Genomic DNA, 16,334 nt, shown 5'->3' with positions numbered 1-16,334 from the left:
ATGCTCATTCAGCCACCTCCGTTGTGTTGCTTTGCGCCTCGTTAGGTACGATATCCTTCAACAGCGCCGCCATCTTGCTGCGAACATCAGCAAGTTCGCTTTCAAGGCTGGTGATCTCAGCCTGTACTGCGACAATATCGACCTCAACTTCTTCTTCGAAGGTATCGACGTAGCGCGGGATATTCAGGTTAAAGTCGTTCTCTTTGATCTCGTCAAAGGTGGCTAAATGGGCGTATTTTTCTACCTCTTCACGGGCGGTTACCGCTGCAACAATTTTGTCTAGGTGTTCATCCAGCAGGATGTTTTGGTTTTTACCCGCTTGGTAATGATCTTTACCGCTGGCATCGACAAATAGCACGTCTTTGCGGTTTTCATTGGCACCGCCTTTTTCACGTGAGCGGTCAAATATCAGGATTGCCACGGGAATGCCGGTACTTGGGAACAGGTTGCCGGGTAAACCAATCACGGCATCCAATAGGTTTTCTTCAATCAATTGTTGGCGAATACGCTTCTCGGCTGCCCCTCTAAACAGCACACCATGAGGCACCACCACGGCAATACGACCTTCTTTTTCAACGGCGGCTTCAACCATGTGGCTGATAAAGGCAAAGTCGGCCTTTGATTTAGGCGGTAGCCCGCGCCAGTAGCGGTTGTATCTGTCGGATTCAACGTCTTCTGAACCCCATTTGTCGAGTGAAAACGGAGGGTTGGCAACCACGTTATCAAACTTCATCAGCCTATCGTTTTCGACTAACGCTGGAGAGGTAAGGGTGTTACACCATTCGATACGGGCAGAGTCTGAGCCGTGCAAGAACATATTCATACGCGCCAGCGCCCAAGTACTACCGTTGACTTCCATGCCGTAGAGTGAGTAATTACGGTCGCCCACTTGGCGTGCGGCTTCAATCAATAGCCCGGCTGAGCCACAGGCAGGGTCACAAATACGCGCCCCCGATTTTGGTGCAGACAGACGCGCAACCAGCTCAGAGACTTTATGAGGGGTGTAGAATTCACCTGCTTTTTTACCTGCATCGGAGCCAAAGCGCTCAATAAGGTAGATGTAGGTATTACCAATCACATCTTCAGACACGCGCGACGGGCTCATGTCGAGTGCGGGCTTGTTGAAGTCGTCCAGCAAGGTTTTTAGGCGACGGTTGCGGTCTTTGGTTTTACCCAAGTTGGCTTCGCTATTGAAATCGATGTTACGGAACACGCCTTCTAACTTGGCTTTGTTCGCGGTTTCAATATGCTCTAAAACAATGTTGATCAGCTCGCCAATGTTGGGTTCGTTTTTACGCTCTAACAATGAATAGTAGTTGGCCAAAAAGGTGTCGGTAACAACGGTTTTCTTCTCTTTGGTTACTTTGTCTTCTACTTCTTCTGTGAGTTCAACCATTGGCAGTACAAAACGCTCGCGCTCAAGCTTACGTCTGATACGGACATCGTCGTCACCGTACTGTTTTTTATATTCTGCGTAGTGGTCATTCCATACATCGGAGATGTATTTTACGAACAGCATTACTAGGATGTAGTCTTTATATTGCGCAGGGTCTACCGCGCCTCGGAAAGTATCGCATGCAGCCCATGCTGCATTGTTGATGTCTTTTTGTTGAATCTTGTCGTTCATATCTTTAGTCATATAAATTCCTCAAATCTGGTCAGTGTCATAAAGCGGGGCAGGCTATACCGGTAGCGCCCCGCTAGCTGTAAGTTAAAAGGTTAAGAATCGAGTACGGCTGATTGAGTCCAGGTAATCGACCGCCCAAATGGAGGGTAAATCGATGTACTGTCCTTTATGGTGTACCGTGCAATGACTTCACCTTGCTCGTTTAGCTCTACACATTCATAGGTATCAGTGTCTTGGCCTTTGCGTTGCGACCACTGACTACTTACGATGTTGAGGGTATGCGATTCAGGTACGCCTATTTTCTTTTTGTATTCATCACTCATAAGGGCTCCTATCCTTTAATGTCTTTTGGGTCGTTACCGTGGCTATCTTTGCGTTGTATCTGGCCGTCTTTGCCATGAATAAACAGCTCAGTGCCTTCACGCTTGCTTTGTTCGCGCGCCGCAGCTTCGGCCTCTTTTTTGGTGCTGTGTACGCTTGAAGCGCGTTCTGCACCGCCCTTTTTGTTTGCCCATCCATCAGGATGTGGTACGACATGTCGGGTATTGCCCTTGCTTGATGATGTATTCTTTGCCATAATTTTGTTTCCTATATTTGGAATTAAAGTTTTACTAAAAGTGTTGCAGCACTTTTGGTTCGTTTAAGCCCAGTAGCTTTGTCTACTGGGTGTTCATTGCTAGATTCATTAAAATTGCGTCAGTTAACACCTCCTTTTTCTTTGCTAATGCATTCATTAGCTTCTGCTCGTTGATGGATAATTGGTAAATCTCAATGATCTTTTTCTGCACATCGAGACTAGGGACTACTATCTCCAGATCCTCAAGTGCAGGTTTGCCAATCATTCTTACCGCCGTGCCTGTTGCCTTACTTTGTAATACTGCTTGTGAAGTCGGTTGATTAATAAACCAGCATAAATACGCTGGTATAACCGAATCACTTTCAACTCGAATTCGCAACAGTGGCGCAGCGATAACAGCATCGCTCAACTCTTGGTCAATCAATGCTGCCGTATTAGTTTGACCTCTAGAGCGAAATGCTAAGTCGTTATATTTAACTCTGTGATGATCCTTTAAGTCCTGCATAGCAATCTGCACTAGCTCTTGGGCATTTAATCGGTTATCTTCAGTAAGGTCCTTCATCTGAATAACAGAGATATTTCCATTAGCGTCTGGCTCAAGCTTTGACCTAAAAGAGTGTCCCATCTGTACAGAGGCAATTTTTTTCAAATTAACTTTCATTGTCACCTCAAATGCGTTGTAATGGCGTTTCTGCAACTTGTGAATAAGCTTAAACTGAGATTCATAAGTCGTCAACTATTTAAATTGCAAAAACGCCGTTACTGTAGATTTAATTTTTTGAGTGGCGTCTGGAAATGCTTGAATTGACCGGATACCTGGCTGTATTGAGAGGGAAGAGTGGTTATTGTCTGGTGCCGACATTTATGTCGGTACCAGGTATCTTTCTGATAAAAAAGAGTTAATTATTAAGAGTCATATAACCAAGCTGGTAGAGCTGTACAAAACGCAACCATCTGGAAATTCCGAATAGTTCAAAGTGAAGCCTGAGTAAAAACCTAACAGAGAACGCTCTAGCCAAAAACATCGAGCTATTTGGCGCTTTTGATATTAAAATCGCACCAACAACACCCCTCCCGCTACCCGTCAGATCAGCGCCCTGCGAGGGGTTACTCTTTTTTCAGGCTTCTAATTTTTGGTACCGTAATGAGTTACGGCACCAAAATTCGCTTTCAACCACACATCATTCTCCGGTCCACAAAGGTGGTGCAGCAGCGCTAGATTGATTTGGTGGCTGATCACGTTGCCGTTTCGTTTTTGGCTCTCCTTTCTAAAACCTCTCAGTAATAACTCCGTACATGATTTACCCATTTGCTCCGGCGAACTGGGCAGCCAATACAGGTTTGGCCATTGCTCGGGGCTTTGCCACTTTTCCACGATCTCTTGTGCGCCAATGCTGTTCAGCCATTGGTGAATCGGGCAGCTAGGGTGTGCTTTTTTAACGCGCGGTAACTGATAGGTCAGCCAGCGGGTTAAGCGTTCGGCGGCATTATCGCACTGGCTTAGTGCCGGGTAGAGGGTAAACGCGGTATGCCCAACCAGTAAAGCGACCACCTGCTGTATCCATTCTCTATTCCAATCGTTGTCACTTGCCCATAACACGTCACTTATCACCTTTTTGGCTCATCATGCCGTCTATTTTCAGTCGTCGGGTGCAGACGCGGTGGTGGAATAGATGAAAGAAATGGCCATCAAACTAACCAGTCAAATCGGTTTTTTATGATGATCTGTGCGTGGTTAATTGTTTGATATACATAGTCCAATACGGCGCTGTTTGGCGTTTCGATCCAAAAGCCAAACGGATAGTGGTTTTGGCGTATGGGGGTAAAGGCATGGGGAAGTGTGTGCGCGAACACGCGAATGATTGCTCTGTAAAACCAATCGACAAAAACGCCAACTTGGTTTATATTTTTAAAATAATTTTAGTTTTTATAAACCAGAGGTCTGTATGATTGGAGAGCGCATAAAACGAGCCCGTGCAGCCGCTGGCCTGTCGATGCAGGCCTTGGGTAAGCAAGTTGGTATTAGTGCCAACATGGTTAAAAAATACGAGCACGACCAGAGTATGCCTTCGTCGGGAGTTTTACTTAAATTGGCGACGGCTTTGTCGGTTCGTACTGAATACTTCTTTCGCCCAGCACAGGTGACTTTGGGTGAGGTGGAGTATCGTAAAAAAGCCTCAGCTTCAGCTAAGTTGCTAAAGAAGATTGAGTCTGATGTGGTTGACCAAGCTGAGCGCTGGTTAGCGCTTAAAAATGTATGGCCAAACTTCCCGATAGCGAGTTTTAACTACCACCCCGACGTTCCTGTTGTAAGCACTTTAGATGCAGTAGAACAGGTTGCTGCTAAAGTCCGTACTGATTGGCAGTTGGGTATGAATCCATTGCCAGACTTAATCGACTTGCTTGAGTCTAAAGGTATTCTGGTGATTGTCAGTAACGTACCCCAAGCCGATAAATTTGATGGGTTACAAGCCAAAATATCAGGGCAGCCTATTGTTGTTGTGTCTTCTCATTGGCCTGGTTGCCGCCAGCGGTTCACATTGGCGCATGAACTTGGCCACCTTGTTTTACATGGCATACTAGATGAATCCATTGACGAAGAGATGGCCTGCAACCGCTTTGCTTCTGCGTTTTTATTGCCCGAAGTAGGCCTTTTTCAGCATCTAGGAGAGCGACGTTCGAACGTAGACCCCAAAGAGCTATATTTCCTGAAACACGAATATGGCTTAAGCATGGCAGCTTGTTTGTATCGCAGTGCCGACCTTGGTGTGATCACCGAAGAGAAAAAACGCCAAATATTTATACAGTTCTCAAAAAACGGTTGGCGCAAGCAAGAGCCTGGGAATCCTTATCCACAAGAACAGACATTATTGTTTGAGCAGTTGGTTTATCGTGCATTGGCAGAGGGAATTGTTAGTGAATCGAAAGCCGCTGAGCTGTTACAGATGTCAGTAATGGCATTGCATAAGCAGCGTCAAATGTTGGCTGAGGCTGTTTAAATGTATTTGTTGATCAGTGATGCCAATATTCTCATTGATCTCGAAGAAGGCCAATTATTAGAAGTCTTTTTCAATTTGCCTTACCAGTTCAAAGTGCCAGATGTGTTATTCCACGAGGAGCTAAGCGATCAACATGGCTATTTACTCGAGTTAGGGTTGTTGTTGGGTGAGTTAAGCCCTGAGTCTATGATGTACTCATTTGAACTGAGGCAAAAGTATGCTGGCCCTAGCATGAACGATTGCTTTGCACTTGCGTTGGCGAAACAAGAACAGTGTCCATTGCTAACTGGGGATATGGCGCTTAGGAAGGCGGCTGAAAAAGAAGCGATATTGGTTCAAGGTACGCTATGGGTTGTCGAGCAGCTCGTCACCCATAGTGTATTGTCAGTTGAAGGAGCCGTAGCTGCCTACGATAAAATGGCAAAAGCTGGTCGTCGCTTACCTTGGACGCTTGCAAAACAGCGTTTAACCCAATTATAAACTTTGCATAGCCCCCAATTGCCCCATTCCTTGGGGCGGCTAAAATTCCTCTTATTCACCCTGTAAAGCTTGGCATATCTGGTGTTGCCCCATTGTCCCAACTGCCCACAGTAAGTGAGCGCGCGCGTTACAGTTTATCTATAATTGTATATCAAAAATTACTTGGTGATACATAATAGCTAATCATTCTTGTGTTTGCGGGATTACGGTGATATGTTTTTGTATATAATTATTCTTAATTGATGCATTAAGGCATATCGAAATGAGCTATGTAACAGAGCAGATACTAGAAAGTCTTCGAGAAGCTCGGGTACGCAAGGGGTTTAGCCAAAGAGAGTTAGGCGCACGGTCGGGTGTACCGCAAAGCCATATTTCGAAAATCGAGTCTGGCGGTGTTGATTTAAGAATGTCCAGTTTGATTGCACTTGCCCGTGTACTCGACCTAGAGTTATTTGTTGTGCCTAAAAAGTCTGTGCCAGCTATCAAGTCGATTATTCGAAGCAGCCAAGGTAGCATCGACGAAGGTGAGACAATGTCGTCCGCATATCAGTTAGGGGAAGACGACGATGACTAATCATGTATCTACGCTCAACGTGTTGCTCTATGGCGAACCCATCGCAACGATCACCAACGTGGGCAATGACAGAACCCTTTTTGCTTTTATGGATTCGTACATTAATGATGAATCACGGCCCGTGTTGGGGCTGGGTTTTAAAGATGCACTGGGTGGCTTACTGACTAATTTTAAACCGACCCAAACCAAGTTAACTCCGTTTTTCTCTAACCTTTTGCCTGAAGAAACCATGCGTAATTACCTCGCAGAGCGTGCCGGTGTGAACCCAGCGCGGGAGTTTTTTTTATTGTGGGTACTGGGGCAGGATTTAGCAGGCGCGATCACGGTTGAACCGGCCGATGGTGAAGCGCTGCCGCCTAATGTGCATCAAGACATTGAAGATGAAACGAAAATTGAAGCGCCAATGCGTTTTTCATTGGCGGGTGTGCAGTTGAAGTTTTCAGCCGTGCAACAGGCAAATGGCGGTTTGACCATTCCAGCAACCGGTAAAGGTGGCTCTTGGATTGTGAAATTGCCGTCGTCTCGATTTGAAGCAGTGCCAGAAAATGAATATTCGATGATGGAACTGGCTCGCATGTTGGGGATGGATGTGCCAGAAACGCAGCTACTCCCGATTAACCAAATTGCTAATATCCCAGATGGTAATGGTAAATTTGGCGATGCTTTTAAAAATGCTCAGGCGTTTGTGATCAAGCGCTTTGATCGTGCAGGTGATCAAGCGATACATATTGAAGATTTTGCGCAAGTGTTTGGCGTCTATCCTCAAGATAAATACAAAAAAGCCAGTATGCGCAATATTGCTCAGGTTATCGGCATCGAAGGTCAAGACGAAGACATTGCAGAATTTACACGCAGATTGGTGTTCAATACCTTAATTGGCAATGCCGATATGCATTTGAAGAATTGGTCTGTGATTTACAAAGACAAGCGCACGGCATCCATTGCGCCCGCTTATGACTTTGTTTCGACCATTCCCTATATCCCCGATGATAGTGCGTCGCTGAAGGTGAGTCGTAGCAAGAAATTCAGTGATTTCACGCTGGATGAGTTATCACACTTAGCCGCTAAAGCCATGCTGCCAGAAAAATTGGTGTTAGATACCGCCAAGCAAACCGTGGCAGGCTTTCATGAAATCTGGGCGAAAGAAAAAGCGCATTTACCGCTTACCAGGTTGATGATTGAAGCCATCGAAACACATTTACGAAGCATACCGCTACGCTAACATGAGAACCGACGTGTACAAAAATGCAGAGGCGTCGGCCATAGTGGCTTGAAAGCTGTGTTTGAGAAGTCTGTTTGGTGGCTTATTTTGTTAATCCAAGCCCCAATTGCCCCATTCCTTGGGGCGGTTCAAATCCCTCTTATTCACCTTCTAAAGCTTGTGGTATCAAGTGTTGCCCCATTGTCCCAACTGCCCACGGTAAGTGAGTAAATGGGGGCTTGCTAGTTTCGCCTGATGGGCTTTTTCGGCATACGGCTGCGTTTGCCATCGAAAAAGGCCAATACTCTGAACCAATAGAGTGATTCTTCATAACCTAGGCTGTACGTTGGGTGTGCAGGCGGGATGAGCCCCAGTTTGCGTCCTAGACTGACAATCACGTAGAACGTGAGTTTTAGCGTCAGCCAAGGAGCGAGTACCACGAATACCATCAGGCAATACCGGGTAAGTGCGTACCTATGCCATTAGGCTGTTCGAGTAAGGCAATGCCAATACACCAACCAAGGCCTGCCAGCATGGCTATTGGAAAGGTAATGGGGGCGAGTCGCATCATCAGTCGCATGTTAACGCCCTCCTGTGTGGTGCTGTGAAGCTGGCTCAAAGTTCACCAGCGGTTCGATCACATCAGCTACGGTTTGATGGGCAATACGGCGCTCTTCAAAGTAATCGTGTCGGTCGTAGATGCCCTCAACGCCTTTTAGCTTATGGTTAAGACAGCGTATCTGGCCCCATATGTGGACGGTGGCTTGCTCGTCTGGCTGGGAAAACATAAGGCGATCCACAAGCACGGATTTGCAGCTCGTTAAACCAGGTAATGGCTTGGCGCGGTAAGGGGATGCTGATTGGCACGCCTATTTTACTGCGTTCTTTGGGTAGATCCCATACGCCTGTGGTTAAGTCCATTTCACGCCACATGGCTTCACATAGTTCGCTTTTGCGGCCACTATCTACGACGCGCTTGATTACTTCTCTTACATCAAGAGCAGTGACTTGATCGATTCTTATTTTGCCCATAACTGGGTGGATTTCTTTGGTGTAGATACGCTTGGGGATGTTGGCGTGTTGCAGTCTTACTTGAAGATCGTTTTTATACCAATCATCGAACAGTTGTTCGACGGTTTCTATACCTGACCATTGGCGGCGTTGGCGCTCTGCCAGTGGATTGATACCTTGTTGGATCAGCTTTCGTTGTTGAAAGGCGGTATCGCGTGCATCTGCAAGGGTAGTTCTGGATAGGACCCAAGTGTCATTTCTGGACGACTGCCGTTGATTGAAAATCGCAAGATCCAAAAAGGTTCTCCAGAGGCGGGTACAACGAAGTAGAGGCTATTACCATCTGCGGTTTTGCGTGGTTCATCTTTGGCTAAAGCGGCGACTTTTCGTGCGTTGAGCTTGCCCATATAGTTCTCCTTATCATGGAAAGTTACTCACCATTTAAGGGCATACTAGATCAATCCTACTCACCACTAAACTCACCAGTTGGTTGAAAATACAGGCAAAGACCTGAAATCTCCTGAAAACAAAAAAGCCCCAATTTACAGGGGCTTGGTAAGATTAAGTCAGCTTAAAGAGACTCAAAAAACCTTATTCGATGTTTTGAATCTGTTCGTTGAGTAACTATTTTTATTATTTAAAAATCATAAACTTAGTAGTCTTGTGTTGTCTGTTTTGGGATTTTACTACCCAATATACTACCCAGTTGGTTTAAGTCGCTATGTTTCTTACGTTGACAATAGTTCTATTATCCTTGTATTGATAATTATTATCATTATTAATTCAGGTATTTATACCAATCGAAACACTAAGCTGTGAGAGATATATGTGCATACTGAGGTAAATATAGTGTCATGTGATTCTGCCGTAAACAACAATGTCTTTATTTTAAACGCTGCTTCATCAGGGGACTTAAGCTGTATTCGAGAAACGTGAGTTTTAATCCCCCCTTTCCATTTTTTGTTGGTATATCTAGTTCTAGATCGGTACGTCATCAAGACTGTCCTATCACGTGTATGGGAAATGCCTTTACACAGCTAAGCGAAGGTGTTCAGACACATTAAAGTCGGCGTTCCTCCCGCAAATATTTATTCCAAAACCTTAAAAATCTGCTGTAAAACGGCTGGTGGTATCGGGTTCTTACTTTTCACGATGAAATTCTTTAGATCAAGTCGTAGATCACTCAATATTTCCAAAAATTGAAAATAGCGCTTTTCAGGGGGGGCTTGCGATTGAGGCTCAGAACTTTTTTGTTGCTTTTTCTCTGACTCTCCCTCGGACCTTTTGGGGACAAAAAATTGTGACGAAAAAGTCTCTGTTACCTGTATAAAAGTGCCAAGACTGAGATTCCCCCGTTTAGTTTCCTCTGTGTACAGCCTAACATAATCGAGTTCTTTGAGGCGTTTTAAAGTATCGGATACACGGCGAACACTCATCCCTAAAATGACCGCCATCTTGGTTTTGCTTATCCCTAATCCAAGGGTATTACGGTCAACATTCTTGGCTAAAAATGAGCAAACCAGAATCAATGCTTCCGCAGCTTCATAGCGAAGGCTTAGCTTGCCTTTCCAAAATGTGTTGATGATTTTTGTTCGATTAATCTCTCTCTCGGAATGGTGACTCATCGGCATATGGCTTCTTGAAATTGATGAATACGGTAGCAGGATAATCTGTTTTTGATGCTCTATAGATGGGTGTTCTTTGAATAGATAGGTCTCACGAAATTGTCCCATGGTCTTAACTCGACGCAACTCTTCATAGAAATTGGTTCTCTTTTGGGCATCAAATGGTAGATGCATTGCTATGAGTTTTTTCTCCTTTTCGTTGTAAAGATAGTATTTCCTTCTGACATCGAATTCGTTAATCAAATTGATGATATTGATCTCAGCGTTTGGGTTGATAGCTGGCGTTTCCAGTATGGTCGGTACTTCTGAACGATTGGCTTCGTCTTTGTCATTTAGTGTCATTTATTTACCCTAGTTGTATGTAATAAAAACCGTAATCCGACGGCCAGGATGTAATATTTTAATTGTAAACTATCACTTTTTATGTGAGTGGACTCTAGAAGAAAAAATGCATGAACCGAGATTTTTACAAAATAAATAGGGTTAGCTGGATGAATTTTGCCGATGTGAAGGCTCCGTAATCATCGAAAAATAGGGGGTGAGTAAATCGAGGGTGATCGGTAATTAATAATATATATACCTCTCCATCTACTCACCTAATCCCACACCTCAACCAACGACCTCATCACTCGATATCTTGTTAGGGGAACCCATCCCCTACCCGAAAAATCACGTCACTCACAGTACCTATGTCATTAACAAAACATAGGTCACCATCATGTCTAAAAACCTAACCATCACACACGAACCTACTTTCAACGGAAACAACATATACATCGACAAGGAGGGTTTGGTCGTTGAATACCTAGAAGGAATAGAATCAGTCCTTGAGAAAGCTCTAGAGCAATACGCGAGACTTTTTATCGTTCGAGTGGACCTCAACTTACCAACAGACTTTAGAGGGGATGATTCAGCAGTGATGACTCGTTTCTTCCGCTCTTTGAAATCTCAGGTAGCGGCATATCGAAGACGTAGTGCTCGCCTAAATCGCAAACCCTATCGAGAGACTACTATTCGTTATGTATGGGCTAAAGAGTGTGATACTTCAACAAGCAGCCACTACCATGTTGCACTTATCTTTGACCGGAACATATTTCGCTCTCTGGGGGATTTTGGAGAGTATCAGCAAAGTTTGGCTAACCGTATTCGTAATGCATGGAAGCGTTCGGTGGATGGCATCTACTCAGGCAAAGAGAAATCCGCTATCCATTTCTCCAAACAAGGCCAGTATCACTTGCTACGTAACTCTGAGGAGTTTGAGGAGGTGTTTCAATCTGTCTTTTATCGACTGAGCTATCTAGCGAAACGAAGAACGAAGCATTTTGGAAAGCGTATGAATAATTTCGGTCATAGTCATAAGTAGCTTAAAAAGTAACGGTAGTACCAGTTCCTGTGGGAATCACAACAAACCACAGGAACCAATCATGACTCATCAACTTAACGTTACTCATAGTCGTTCAGATGCTCTTAACCACCACACCATCACTTATGACCGAACCTTTAATGGAAAGCCACTCTACTACTTTGAGGATGGTCTCGTCCTCGAATACCTAGAGGGTATAGACCGAGTGCTGACTGAAGCACTAAACCAATACCCAAGAATCTTTGCTGTTCACATCAACCTAAACCTACCGAGTGACTTCGGGGGGGATTACCTAACGGTGTTTGCCCATTTCTTTCGTATTTTAGAATCAGAGACTAACGAGCTCTGTAAGGACAAATACACCGATAGAACTTATCGATACCAACAAACGGTCATTCGCTATATCTGGACGACGGCGAATGAATCCACCAGCAAGCACCATCATCTTATTTTGCTCTTTGATAGGGATCTCTTTCAAAACTTAGGTACTGGTCGAGAGGGTTGGGGGCGTTTTCTCTATAAAAAAGTGAGGAAGACATGGGATAGGGTGGTTGAAGCTTATTACAGCCAACCATGCTCTGGATTAGCCTACTCTCCTACGAATGAAGGTTTTGAGCTGTTGTCTGACGCTGAAGTGTTCCCGTTACAGTTAAACGAGTTCTTTTATCGAATCAGTCGTCTCGCGAAACCGATTGCCAACCAGAACGATCACCGCAACAAGAGCTTTGGTTGCAGTCACGACTCACCTTAAAAAAATACAGAGCGAGCAATGCCTATGTCATTCACACACAAAAGGCATTACTCATGGCGAATAGAACCTACCTCCCAAGCATTACCCTTGATAGAACTTTTGAAGATTACCCGCTGTATTACAGCGACAAGGGGTTATACGAATCAGCACTGACCTCAATGGTCGATGTTTTTGAACAGGCACTCAGTCAGTTTGACATCGCTCTCGCCACACGTTTGGACTTGTTCTTGCCAGAAGACCATCAAGATACCGACCTCAGTATCCTCAACGATTACTTTAAGCTACTTAAAGAAAAGCTTGATACGGATTCTCTGTTTTATGTATGGCGTAAGCGCGAAGACAAGGTGCCATCCCACAACTATCGCGTGATGCTATTTACTGACTATAGCCAGCACTTTGGCCCCGCCATTTGCTGGGAAAAACGCAACGAATTGGTTGAGCACCTTAAAGAGGCTTGGCAAGAAGCGATAAAGAAGCACTACAGCGGCAAAGCGCGTTCATTGGTGTTTCTCAATGACCGAGGCAACTATGGCTTGGGAACACGCTGTAGGGAGCAGGACACGAACATCAAACGGACTGTCTTTCATCGCATGAGCAGTCTTGCTGAAGCGTGGAAAGAAAAGCGTTATAGCTTTGGCTCTAGCTTGGATTAGACCGACTGCATTTTTTTACAGTGGCGGCTTATCTCATGGGTATATACAAAGCAAGGAGACGATTCCCAATGACAATGAGATTTCTACGAATCCAAGACGTGATGTCACTAACAGGGCTAGGCCGTTCCACTATCTACAAGTTCATGGCCGATGAAACCGACTTCCCAAAGAGTGTGCCACTTGGTGGACGAGCAGTAGCCTGGGTAGAAAGTGAAATCGAAGAATGGATGGAATCGCGTCTGAGTATGCGAGACAACCAAGCATCCTTTCAGTAACACAAACATCAGATAAACCATCAACTGGGGGCAGGCTAAGCAAAGTCATGCGCCCTTTTTCAATTAGAGAGAGATAAAAAATGAGTTATTCAATTTACGTAGACGGCGCAGCCCCAAACAATCAACACGTCTGTATGCGAGGTGGTATCGGGCTGGTGGTCATGGATGAAGACAATGAGATAGTGCATGAAGAGAGCATTACCATTGACCGCAAAACTAATAGTGCTGAGCTTGAGCTACTGGCCTTGGTTGAGGCGTTGGAGTACGCAGAAGATGGGGACGTGATTTACTCAGATAGTGATTACTGCGTGAAAGGTTTCAATATCTGGATGGACGATTGGAAAGACCGAGGTTGGCGTCGAGCGGATAAGAAACCTGTTAAGAACCGCCAACTGTGGCAACAAGTGGATGAGTTGAGTTCTAGGAAGTATGTCGAGGTATTTAAGGTCAAAGCTCACTCTGGTATCGAAGGGAATGAGAGAGCAGACTTGTTAGCGGTTGAAGCCGCTACCCTATAACAACCAATGAAATGCAGCTTGTGGGGTGTACTCCACAAGCTGTCATTCTTATTTATCATTAGTATTGCTGGCTTCGAGAGTTTGTCTTAACGTTTCGGTATTACCCAAGGAACGAGTTATCGTTAATGCTCAACGAAAAGTTTAGAATGCCCGTTATCAAGTTGGGCAACCCATTTCTACCTTCGCCGGATGAAGTCTCAGCGTTTTTGGGACTCCCTGTTTCTCCAAGAGAAAAAATAAAGTGGTTAAATGCGTCAGTGGTAAAGAGTGCGCTGCCGACAGACCGTACGCTAGATAACATTAGCAAGGAGGGAATACGATGGAAATCGATACGTCAGTTTGCTTGGCAATTGGCGAGAGTGTTTGTTCGTAAAGGATGGACCTTTAACGTTTCTCTTCCCGATGGTGGTATTCATAAAGGAGACTTATCGTTTTGGTGGTCTCACACTCTTAAAGGCGTTCAGCAAGGGTTATCTTCGACTTCAGGTGAGTTGAATCTCGGGCTCTTGGTTAGCTATATCGATGGACGTTGCGCCACCTATCAAAGACAGTTGGCTTTTATGCAGAATACGCCTGGTATCAATGAGTGCAACCAAAGCGAGTTAATCTCAGGCTATTACCTACCAACTCTCGACTTTACGTTGCTGAGTGAGCAAGAAAAGGTGCTAGTAAAAAACTGGCTCAAATCCCTCAGTGAACTTGCCTCAAAAGAAACTGAGCAGGCGATGCTTTGTTTCTGTCATGATTTTTGGCTGTCCTTAATGTCGGTCATTGATGTCATGTTTCTTGAAGATTGGGATAAACACTATGCAGAATACACTCCGAGTGTTCATGCGCAGCAGTACGGGGTGTTCGGACAGGTTTTTAATAGAGAAGAAAGCACATTTCTTGGCAAGTTTTTTGGCCTAATAAAAGCGCAGACTAACCAAACTTACGCGCAGTTGTCCGAGTATGTTGCCTTACCCTTTAGTGAGCATGAACGAAAGGGTCTGTTAAAGCGCGATGTTCAACAGGCACGCTTTAAAGAGTGGCGTAGCGGAAAAAGCCTTCCTTCTGTAGAAGCCTTAAGTACGTTTTTTGCCAATATGGATGCAGGGCGTCAAGGTGCGGACTTACTGATATATGCATTGTTCATGAGAGCGCTCGACAAGGTGGGTAGTCGCTCTCTACCTGATATCTACACGACAAGCCGTTACCAGCGTTACTTCCAACACTACGCTCCCTAGGCTGCGCTATGGCAGCCTAGGTTTGCTTCTATTTTTTGCTTGGCGGATTGTTGGTGCGCCCACCACCTGAAGGGTTTGAGGTGCCATTTTTGGTCGGCCATAGTGGGGCGTTGTTTGTTGATTGTGTTTGTTTATTTCCCATGGGGTGCTCCTTTTAGTTGAGTTTGTTGACGAACTTTCGTCGACAACCATCATGCATGAATACAGAGATTCACAGGGAGGTGGGAAAGAGCGAAAGTTACTAGGAGTGACTAAGTGCTTTTTCGTTGATCTCTAATGTAGATATGTATGGCCCCTGCTTCAGTATGTCTTCTGTCTATTTCAAACAGCTCGGTCGCCTCAATGAGCTGGCTCAGAGTGTTAAAGCCGTAGTTTTTTGAGCTGAAATCTGGGTATTGCCTTTTGATTAGGCCACCACACTGACCCAGAAAAGACCAGCCGTCCTCGTCTTGGTATTCACTGACAGCACCTCGTAGGATATTCAACAGCTTCGTATCACCTCGTAGCTTATTGCGAGTCTCGCGAGATTCTACTTTCTTGGGTTTGTCTGAAATGACGGCTGTGACTTCTTCTTTTGGAGCGTATCGCTCTTTAAGGACCTCAGTGTAAATAAAGTCATCACATGCATTACGAAAGGCGAGTGGTGTTTTCTTCTCACCGACACCAAAGACATAAATTTGAGATTCTTTTAGGCGAGAAGCCAATTTGGTGAAATCACTGTCGCTACTGATGAGGGCAAAAGCGTCATACTTATTTGAGTAGAGCAAATCCATGGCATCGATGATCATGGCCGCATCAGAGGAGTTTTTGCCCTGTGTGTACGAAAACTGCTGAATGGGATTGATGGCCAACTCATTGAGGGGTTGTTTCCAGTTTTTTAAACATTCTGAGCTCCAGTCTCCATACGCTTTTTTAACCAAAATATGTCCGTGTTTAGAGAGCTCTTTGAGCACAAAATCTAAAACTGAATATTGTGCGTTCTCTGCGTCGATTAAAACGGCAATTTTCTTTTCAGAGTCTATATCAATCAAATCCATGTCCTTATGCGCAAGTTGTGTGCTAAAGGTGAGAACACCTAAATGTGATTCAATTATGCTGCGTGTAAAACGAGGAAGCAATAAGTGTATGTACAGAGTTATCTATCTTGATGTTGGTCAAATGAAGAAATAAATACTATTTTTAGCATCTCTCCCATATAAGGCTCCAAAGTAACGACAATTACTTTCTGACGTATTGCTTGGAGTAAAAAGAGTGAATCAACTCTGCTCAATATGGATTGGGTAAAAAAACTGCATTGCAAAGTGGTGGAACTGCCGGTATTAACAGATACCCCCTCTAAGCCAGTCTTCCTCGGAGAGGGAATGAGTAAATTGTGGAGCTTGTCTGCTGAGAGAGCGGATACGTTGGCAGTAGATGCTGCGAGAAACGACATCGACTAACACAACAATGCGGAT

19 protein-coding genes and 1 pseudogene are annotated in these 16,334 nt (G+C 44.8%); 11 read left to right on the top strand and 9 right to left on the bottom strand.

Annotated elements, in window-relative coordinates; translation table 11 throughout:
- Positions 1–4: 4 nt before the first annotated feature.
- The 5 genes from ACQEXR_RS05340 to ACQEXR_RS05320 all read right to left on the bottom strand — a co-directional run bounded on the left by ACQEXR_RS05340 (position 5) and on the right by ACQEXR_RS05320 (position 3,804).
- The gene (locus ACQEXR_RS05340) at positions 5–1,639 is read right to left on the bottom strand and encodes a type I restriction-modification system subunit M (protein ID WP_427019889.1); all 1,635 of its coding nucleotides are present in this window, start codon (positions 1,637–1,639) and stop codon (positions 5–7) included.
- Between the two features lie 80 nt (positions 1,640–1,719).
- Positions 1,720–1,950 (bottom strand): hypothetical protein, encoded by a 231-nt coding sequence (locus ACQEXR_RS05335; RefSeq protein ID WP_113606089.1) that lies wholly within the window; start codon positions 1,948–1,950, stop codon positions 1,720–1,722.
- Between the two features lie 8 nt (positions 1,951–1,958).
- Positions 1,959–2,204: a DUF2188 domain-containing protein gene (locus ACQEXR_RS05330; protein ID WP_077578217.1), complete on the bottom strand. Its 246-nt coding sequence runs from the start codon at positions 2,202–2,204 to the stop codon at positions 1,959–1,961.
- A gap of 82 nt (positions 2,205–2,286) precedes the next feature.
- Positions 2,287–2,865: a restriction endonuclease subunit S gene (locus ACQEXR_RS05325; RefSeq protein WP_427019888.1), complete on the bottom strand. Its 579-nt coding sequence runs from the start codon at positions 2,863–2,865 to the stop codon at positions 2,287–2,289.
- 465 nt (positions 2,866–3,330) lie between these two features.
- A complete protein-coding gene (locus ACQEXR_RS05320) occupies positions 3,331–3,804 on the bottom strand; it encodes a hypothetical protein (RefSeq protein ID WP_427019887.1) in 474 nt (157 codons plus the stop codon).
- Positions 3,805–4,150: 346 nt separating this feature from the next.
- Here ACQEXR_RS05320 and ACQEXR_RS05315 point away from each other — a divergent pair, with 346 nt between their 5' ends.
- The 4 genes from ACQEXR_RS05315 (at position 4,151) to ACQEXR_RS05300 (ending at position 7,479) form a co-directional block, all read left to right on the top strand.
- A complete protein-coding gene (locus ACQEXR_RS05315) occupies positions 4,151–5,203 on the top strand; it encodes an XRE family transcriptional regulator (protein WP_222768339.1) in 1,053 nt (350 codons plus the stop codon).
- Positions 5,204–5,683 (top strand): PIN domain-containing protein, encoded by a 480-nt coding sequence (locus ACQEXR_RS05310; protein WP_140342541.1) that lies wholly within the window; start codon positions 5,204–5,206, stop codon positions 5,681–5,683. It begins immediately after the preceding gene.
- Between the two features lie 262 nt (positions 5,684–5,945).
- A complete protein-coding gene (locus tag ACQEXR_RS05305) occupies positions 5,946–6,257 on the top strand; it encodes a helix-turn-helix domain-containing protein (RefSeq protein ID WP_427019886.1) in 312 nt (103 codons plus the stop codon).
- Positions 6,250–7,479 carry a type II toxin-antitoxin system HipA family toxin gene (locus ACQEXR_RS05300; protein WP_427019885.1) on the top strand — a complete coding sequence of 410 codons (1,230 nt, stop codon included), beginning with the start codon at positions 6,250–6,252 and terminating at the stop codon, positions 7,477–7,479. Before ACQEXR_RS05305 ends, ACQEXR_RS05300 begins: the two co-directional genes overlap by 8 nt.
- A 221-nt stretch (positions 7,480–7,700) precedes the next feature.
- Here ACQEXR_RS05300 and ACQEXR_RS05295 read toward each other — a convergent pair.
- The 3 genes and pseudogenes from ACQEXR_RS05295 to ACQEXR_RS05285 all read right to left on the bottom strand — a co-directional run bounded on the left by ACQEXR_RS05295 (position 7,701) and on the right by ACQEXR_RS05285 (position 10,436).
- Positions 7,701–8,038 (bottom strand): annotated as a pseudogene (locus ACQEXR_RS05295) (hypothetical protein).
- A 616-nt stretch (positions 8,039–8,654) separates the two neighbouring features.
- Positions 8,655–8,876 carry an Arm DNA-binding domain-containing protein gene (locus tag ACQEXR_RS05290; protein WP_427019884.1) on the bottom strand — a complete coding sequence of 74 codons (222 nt, stop codon included), beginning with the start codon at positions 8,874–8,876 and terminating at the stop codon, positions 8,655–8,657.
- A gap of 681 nt (positions 8,877–9,557) precedes the next feature.
- Complete coding sequence (locus ACQEXR_RS05285) at positions 9,558–10,436, bottom strand: hypothetical protein (RefSeq protein ID WP_025792461.1); 879 nt, start codon at positions 10,434–10,436, stop codon at positions 9,558–9,560.
- 376 nt (positions 10,437–10,812) lie between these two features.
- Between ACQEXR_RS05285 and ACQEXR_RS05280 the strand changes: the two genes are divergently transcribed.
- The 6 genes from ACQEXR_RS05280 (at position 10,813) to ACQEXR_RS05255 (ending at position 14,880) form a co-directional block, all read left to right on the top strand.
- Entirely contained in the window at positions 10,813–11,457 is a 645-nt protein-coding gene (locus tag ACQEXR_RS05280; protein WP_206630370.1) for an inovirus Gp2 family protein, read from the top strand.
- Positions 11,458–11,518: 61 nt separating this feature from the next.
- Complete coding sequence (locus ACQEXR_RS05275) at positions 11,519–12,208, top strand: inovirus Gp2 family protein (protein ID WP_206630369.1); 690 nt, start codon at positions 11,519–11,521, stop codon at positions 12,206–12,208.
- Positions 12,209–12,261: 53 nt separating this feature from the next.
- The gene (locus ACQEXR_RS05270) at positions 12,262–12,861 is read left to right on the top strand and encodes an inovirus Gp2 family protein (protein WP_025792465.1); all 600 of its coding nucleotides are present in this window, start codon (positions 12,262–12,264) and stop codon (positions 12,859–12,861) included.
- 74 nt (positions 12,862–12,935) lie between these two features.
- The gene (locus ACQEXR_RS05265; RefSeq protein WP_025792467.1) at positions 12,936–13,136 is read left to right on the top strand and encodes an AlpA family transcriptional regulator; all 201 of its coding nucleotides are present in this window, start codon (positions 12,936–12,938) and stop codon (positions 13,134–13,136) included.
- Between the two features lie 80 nt (positions 13,137–13,216).
- A complete protein-coding gene (locus ACQEXR_RS05260; RefSeq protein WP_025792469.1) occupies positions 13,217–13,654 on the top strand; it encodes a ribonuclease HI in 438 nt (145 codons plus the stop codon).
- Positions 13,655–13,779: 125 nt separating this feature from the next.
- The gene (locus ACQEXR_RS05255) at positions 13,780–14,880 is read left to right on the top strand and encodes a hypothetical protein (RefSeq protein ID WP_025792471.1); all 1,101 of its coding nucleotides are present in this window, start codon (positions 13,780–13,782) and stop codon (positions 14,878–14,880) included.
- Positions 14,881–15,131: 251 nt separating this feature from the next.
- Here the strand turns inward: ACQEXR_RS05255 and ACQEXR_RS05250 are convergent, their stop codons facing one another.
- The gene (locus tag ACQEXR_RS05250; RefSeq protein WP_025792473.1) at positions 15,132–15,911 is read right to left on the bottom strand and encodes an NYN domain-containing protein; all 780 of its coding nucleotides are present in this window, start codon (positions 15,909–15,911) and stop codon (positions 15,132–15,134) included.
- 240 nt (positions 15,912–16,151) lie between these two features.
- On the opposite strand from ACQEXR_RS05250, the gene ACQEXR_RS05245 reads away from it, so the two are divergent.
- The gene (locus ACQEXR_RS05245) at positions 16,152–16,319 is read left to right on the top strand and encodes a hypothetical protein (RefSeq protein WP_158501039.1); all 168 of its coding nucleotides are present in this window, start codon (positions 16,152–16,154) and stop codon (positions 16,317–16,319) included.
- Positions 16,320–16,334: the final 15 nt, after the last annotated feature.

The organism is Vibrio sp. TRT 2004 (assembly GCF_050113735.1).
Lineage (GTDB): Bacteria > Pseudomonadota > Gammaproteobacteria > Enterobacterales > Vibrionaceae > Vibrio.
Note: the sequence above shows the minus strand (reverse complement) of the source record. Positions and strands in the feature narration are given on the sequence as shown.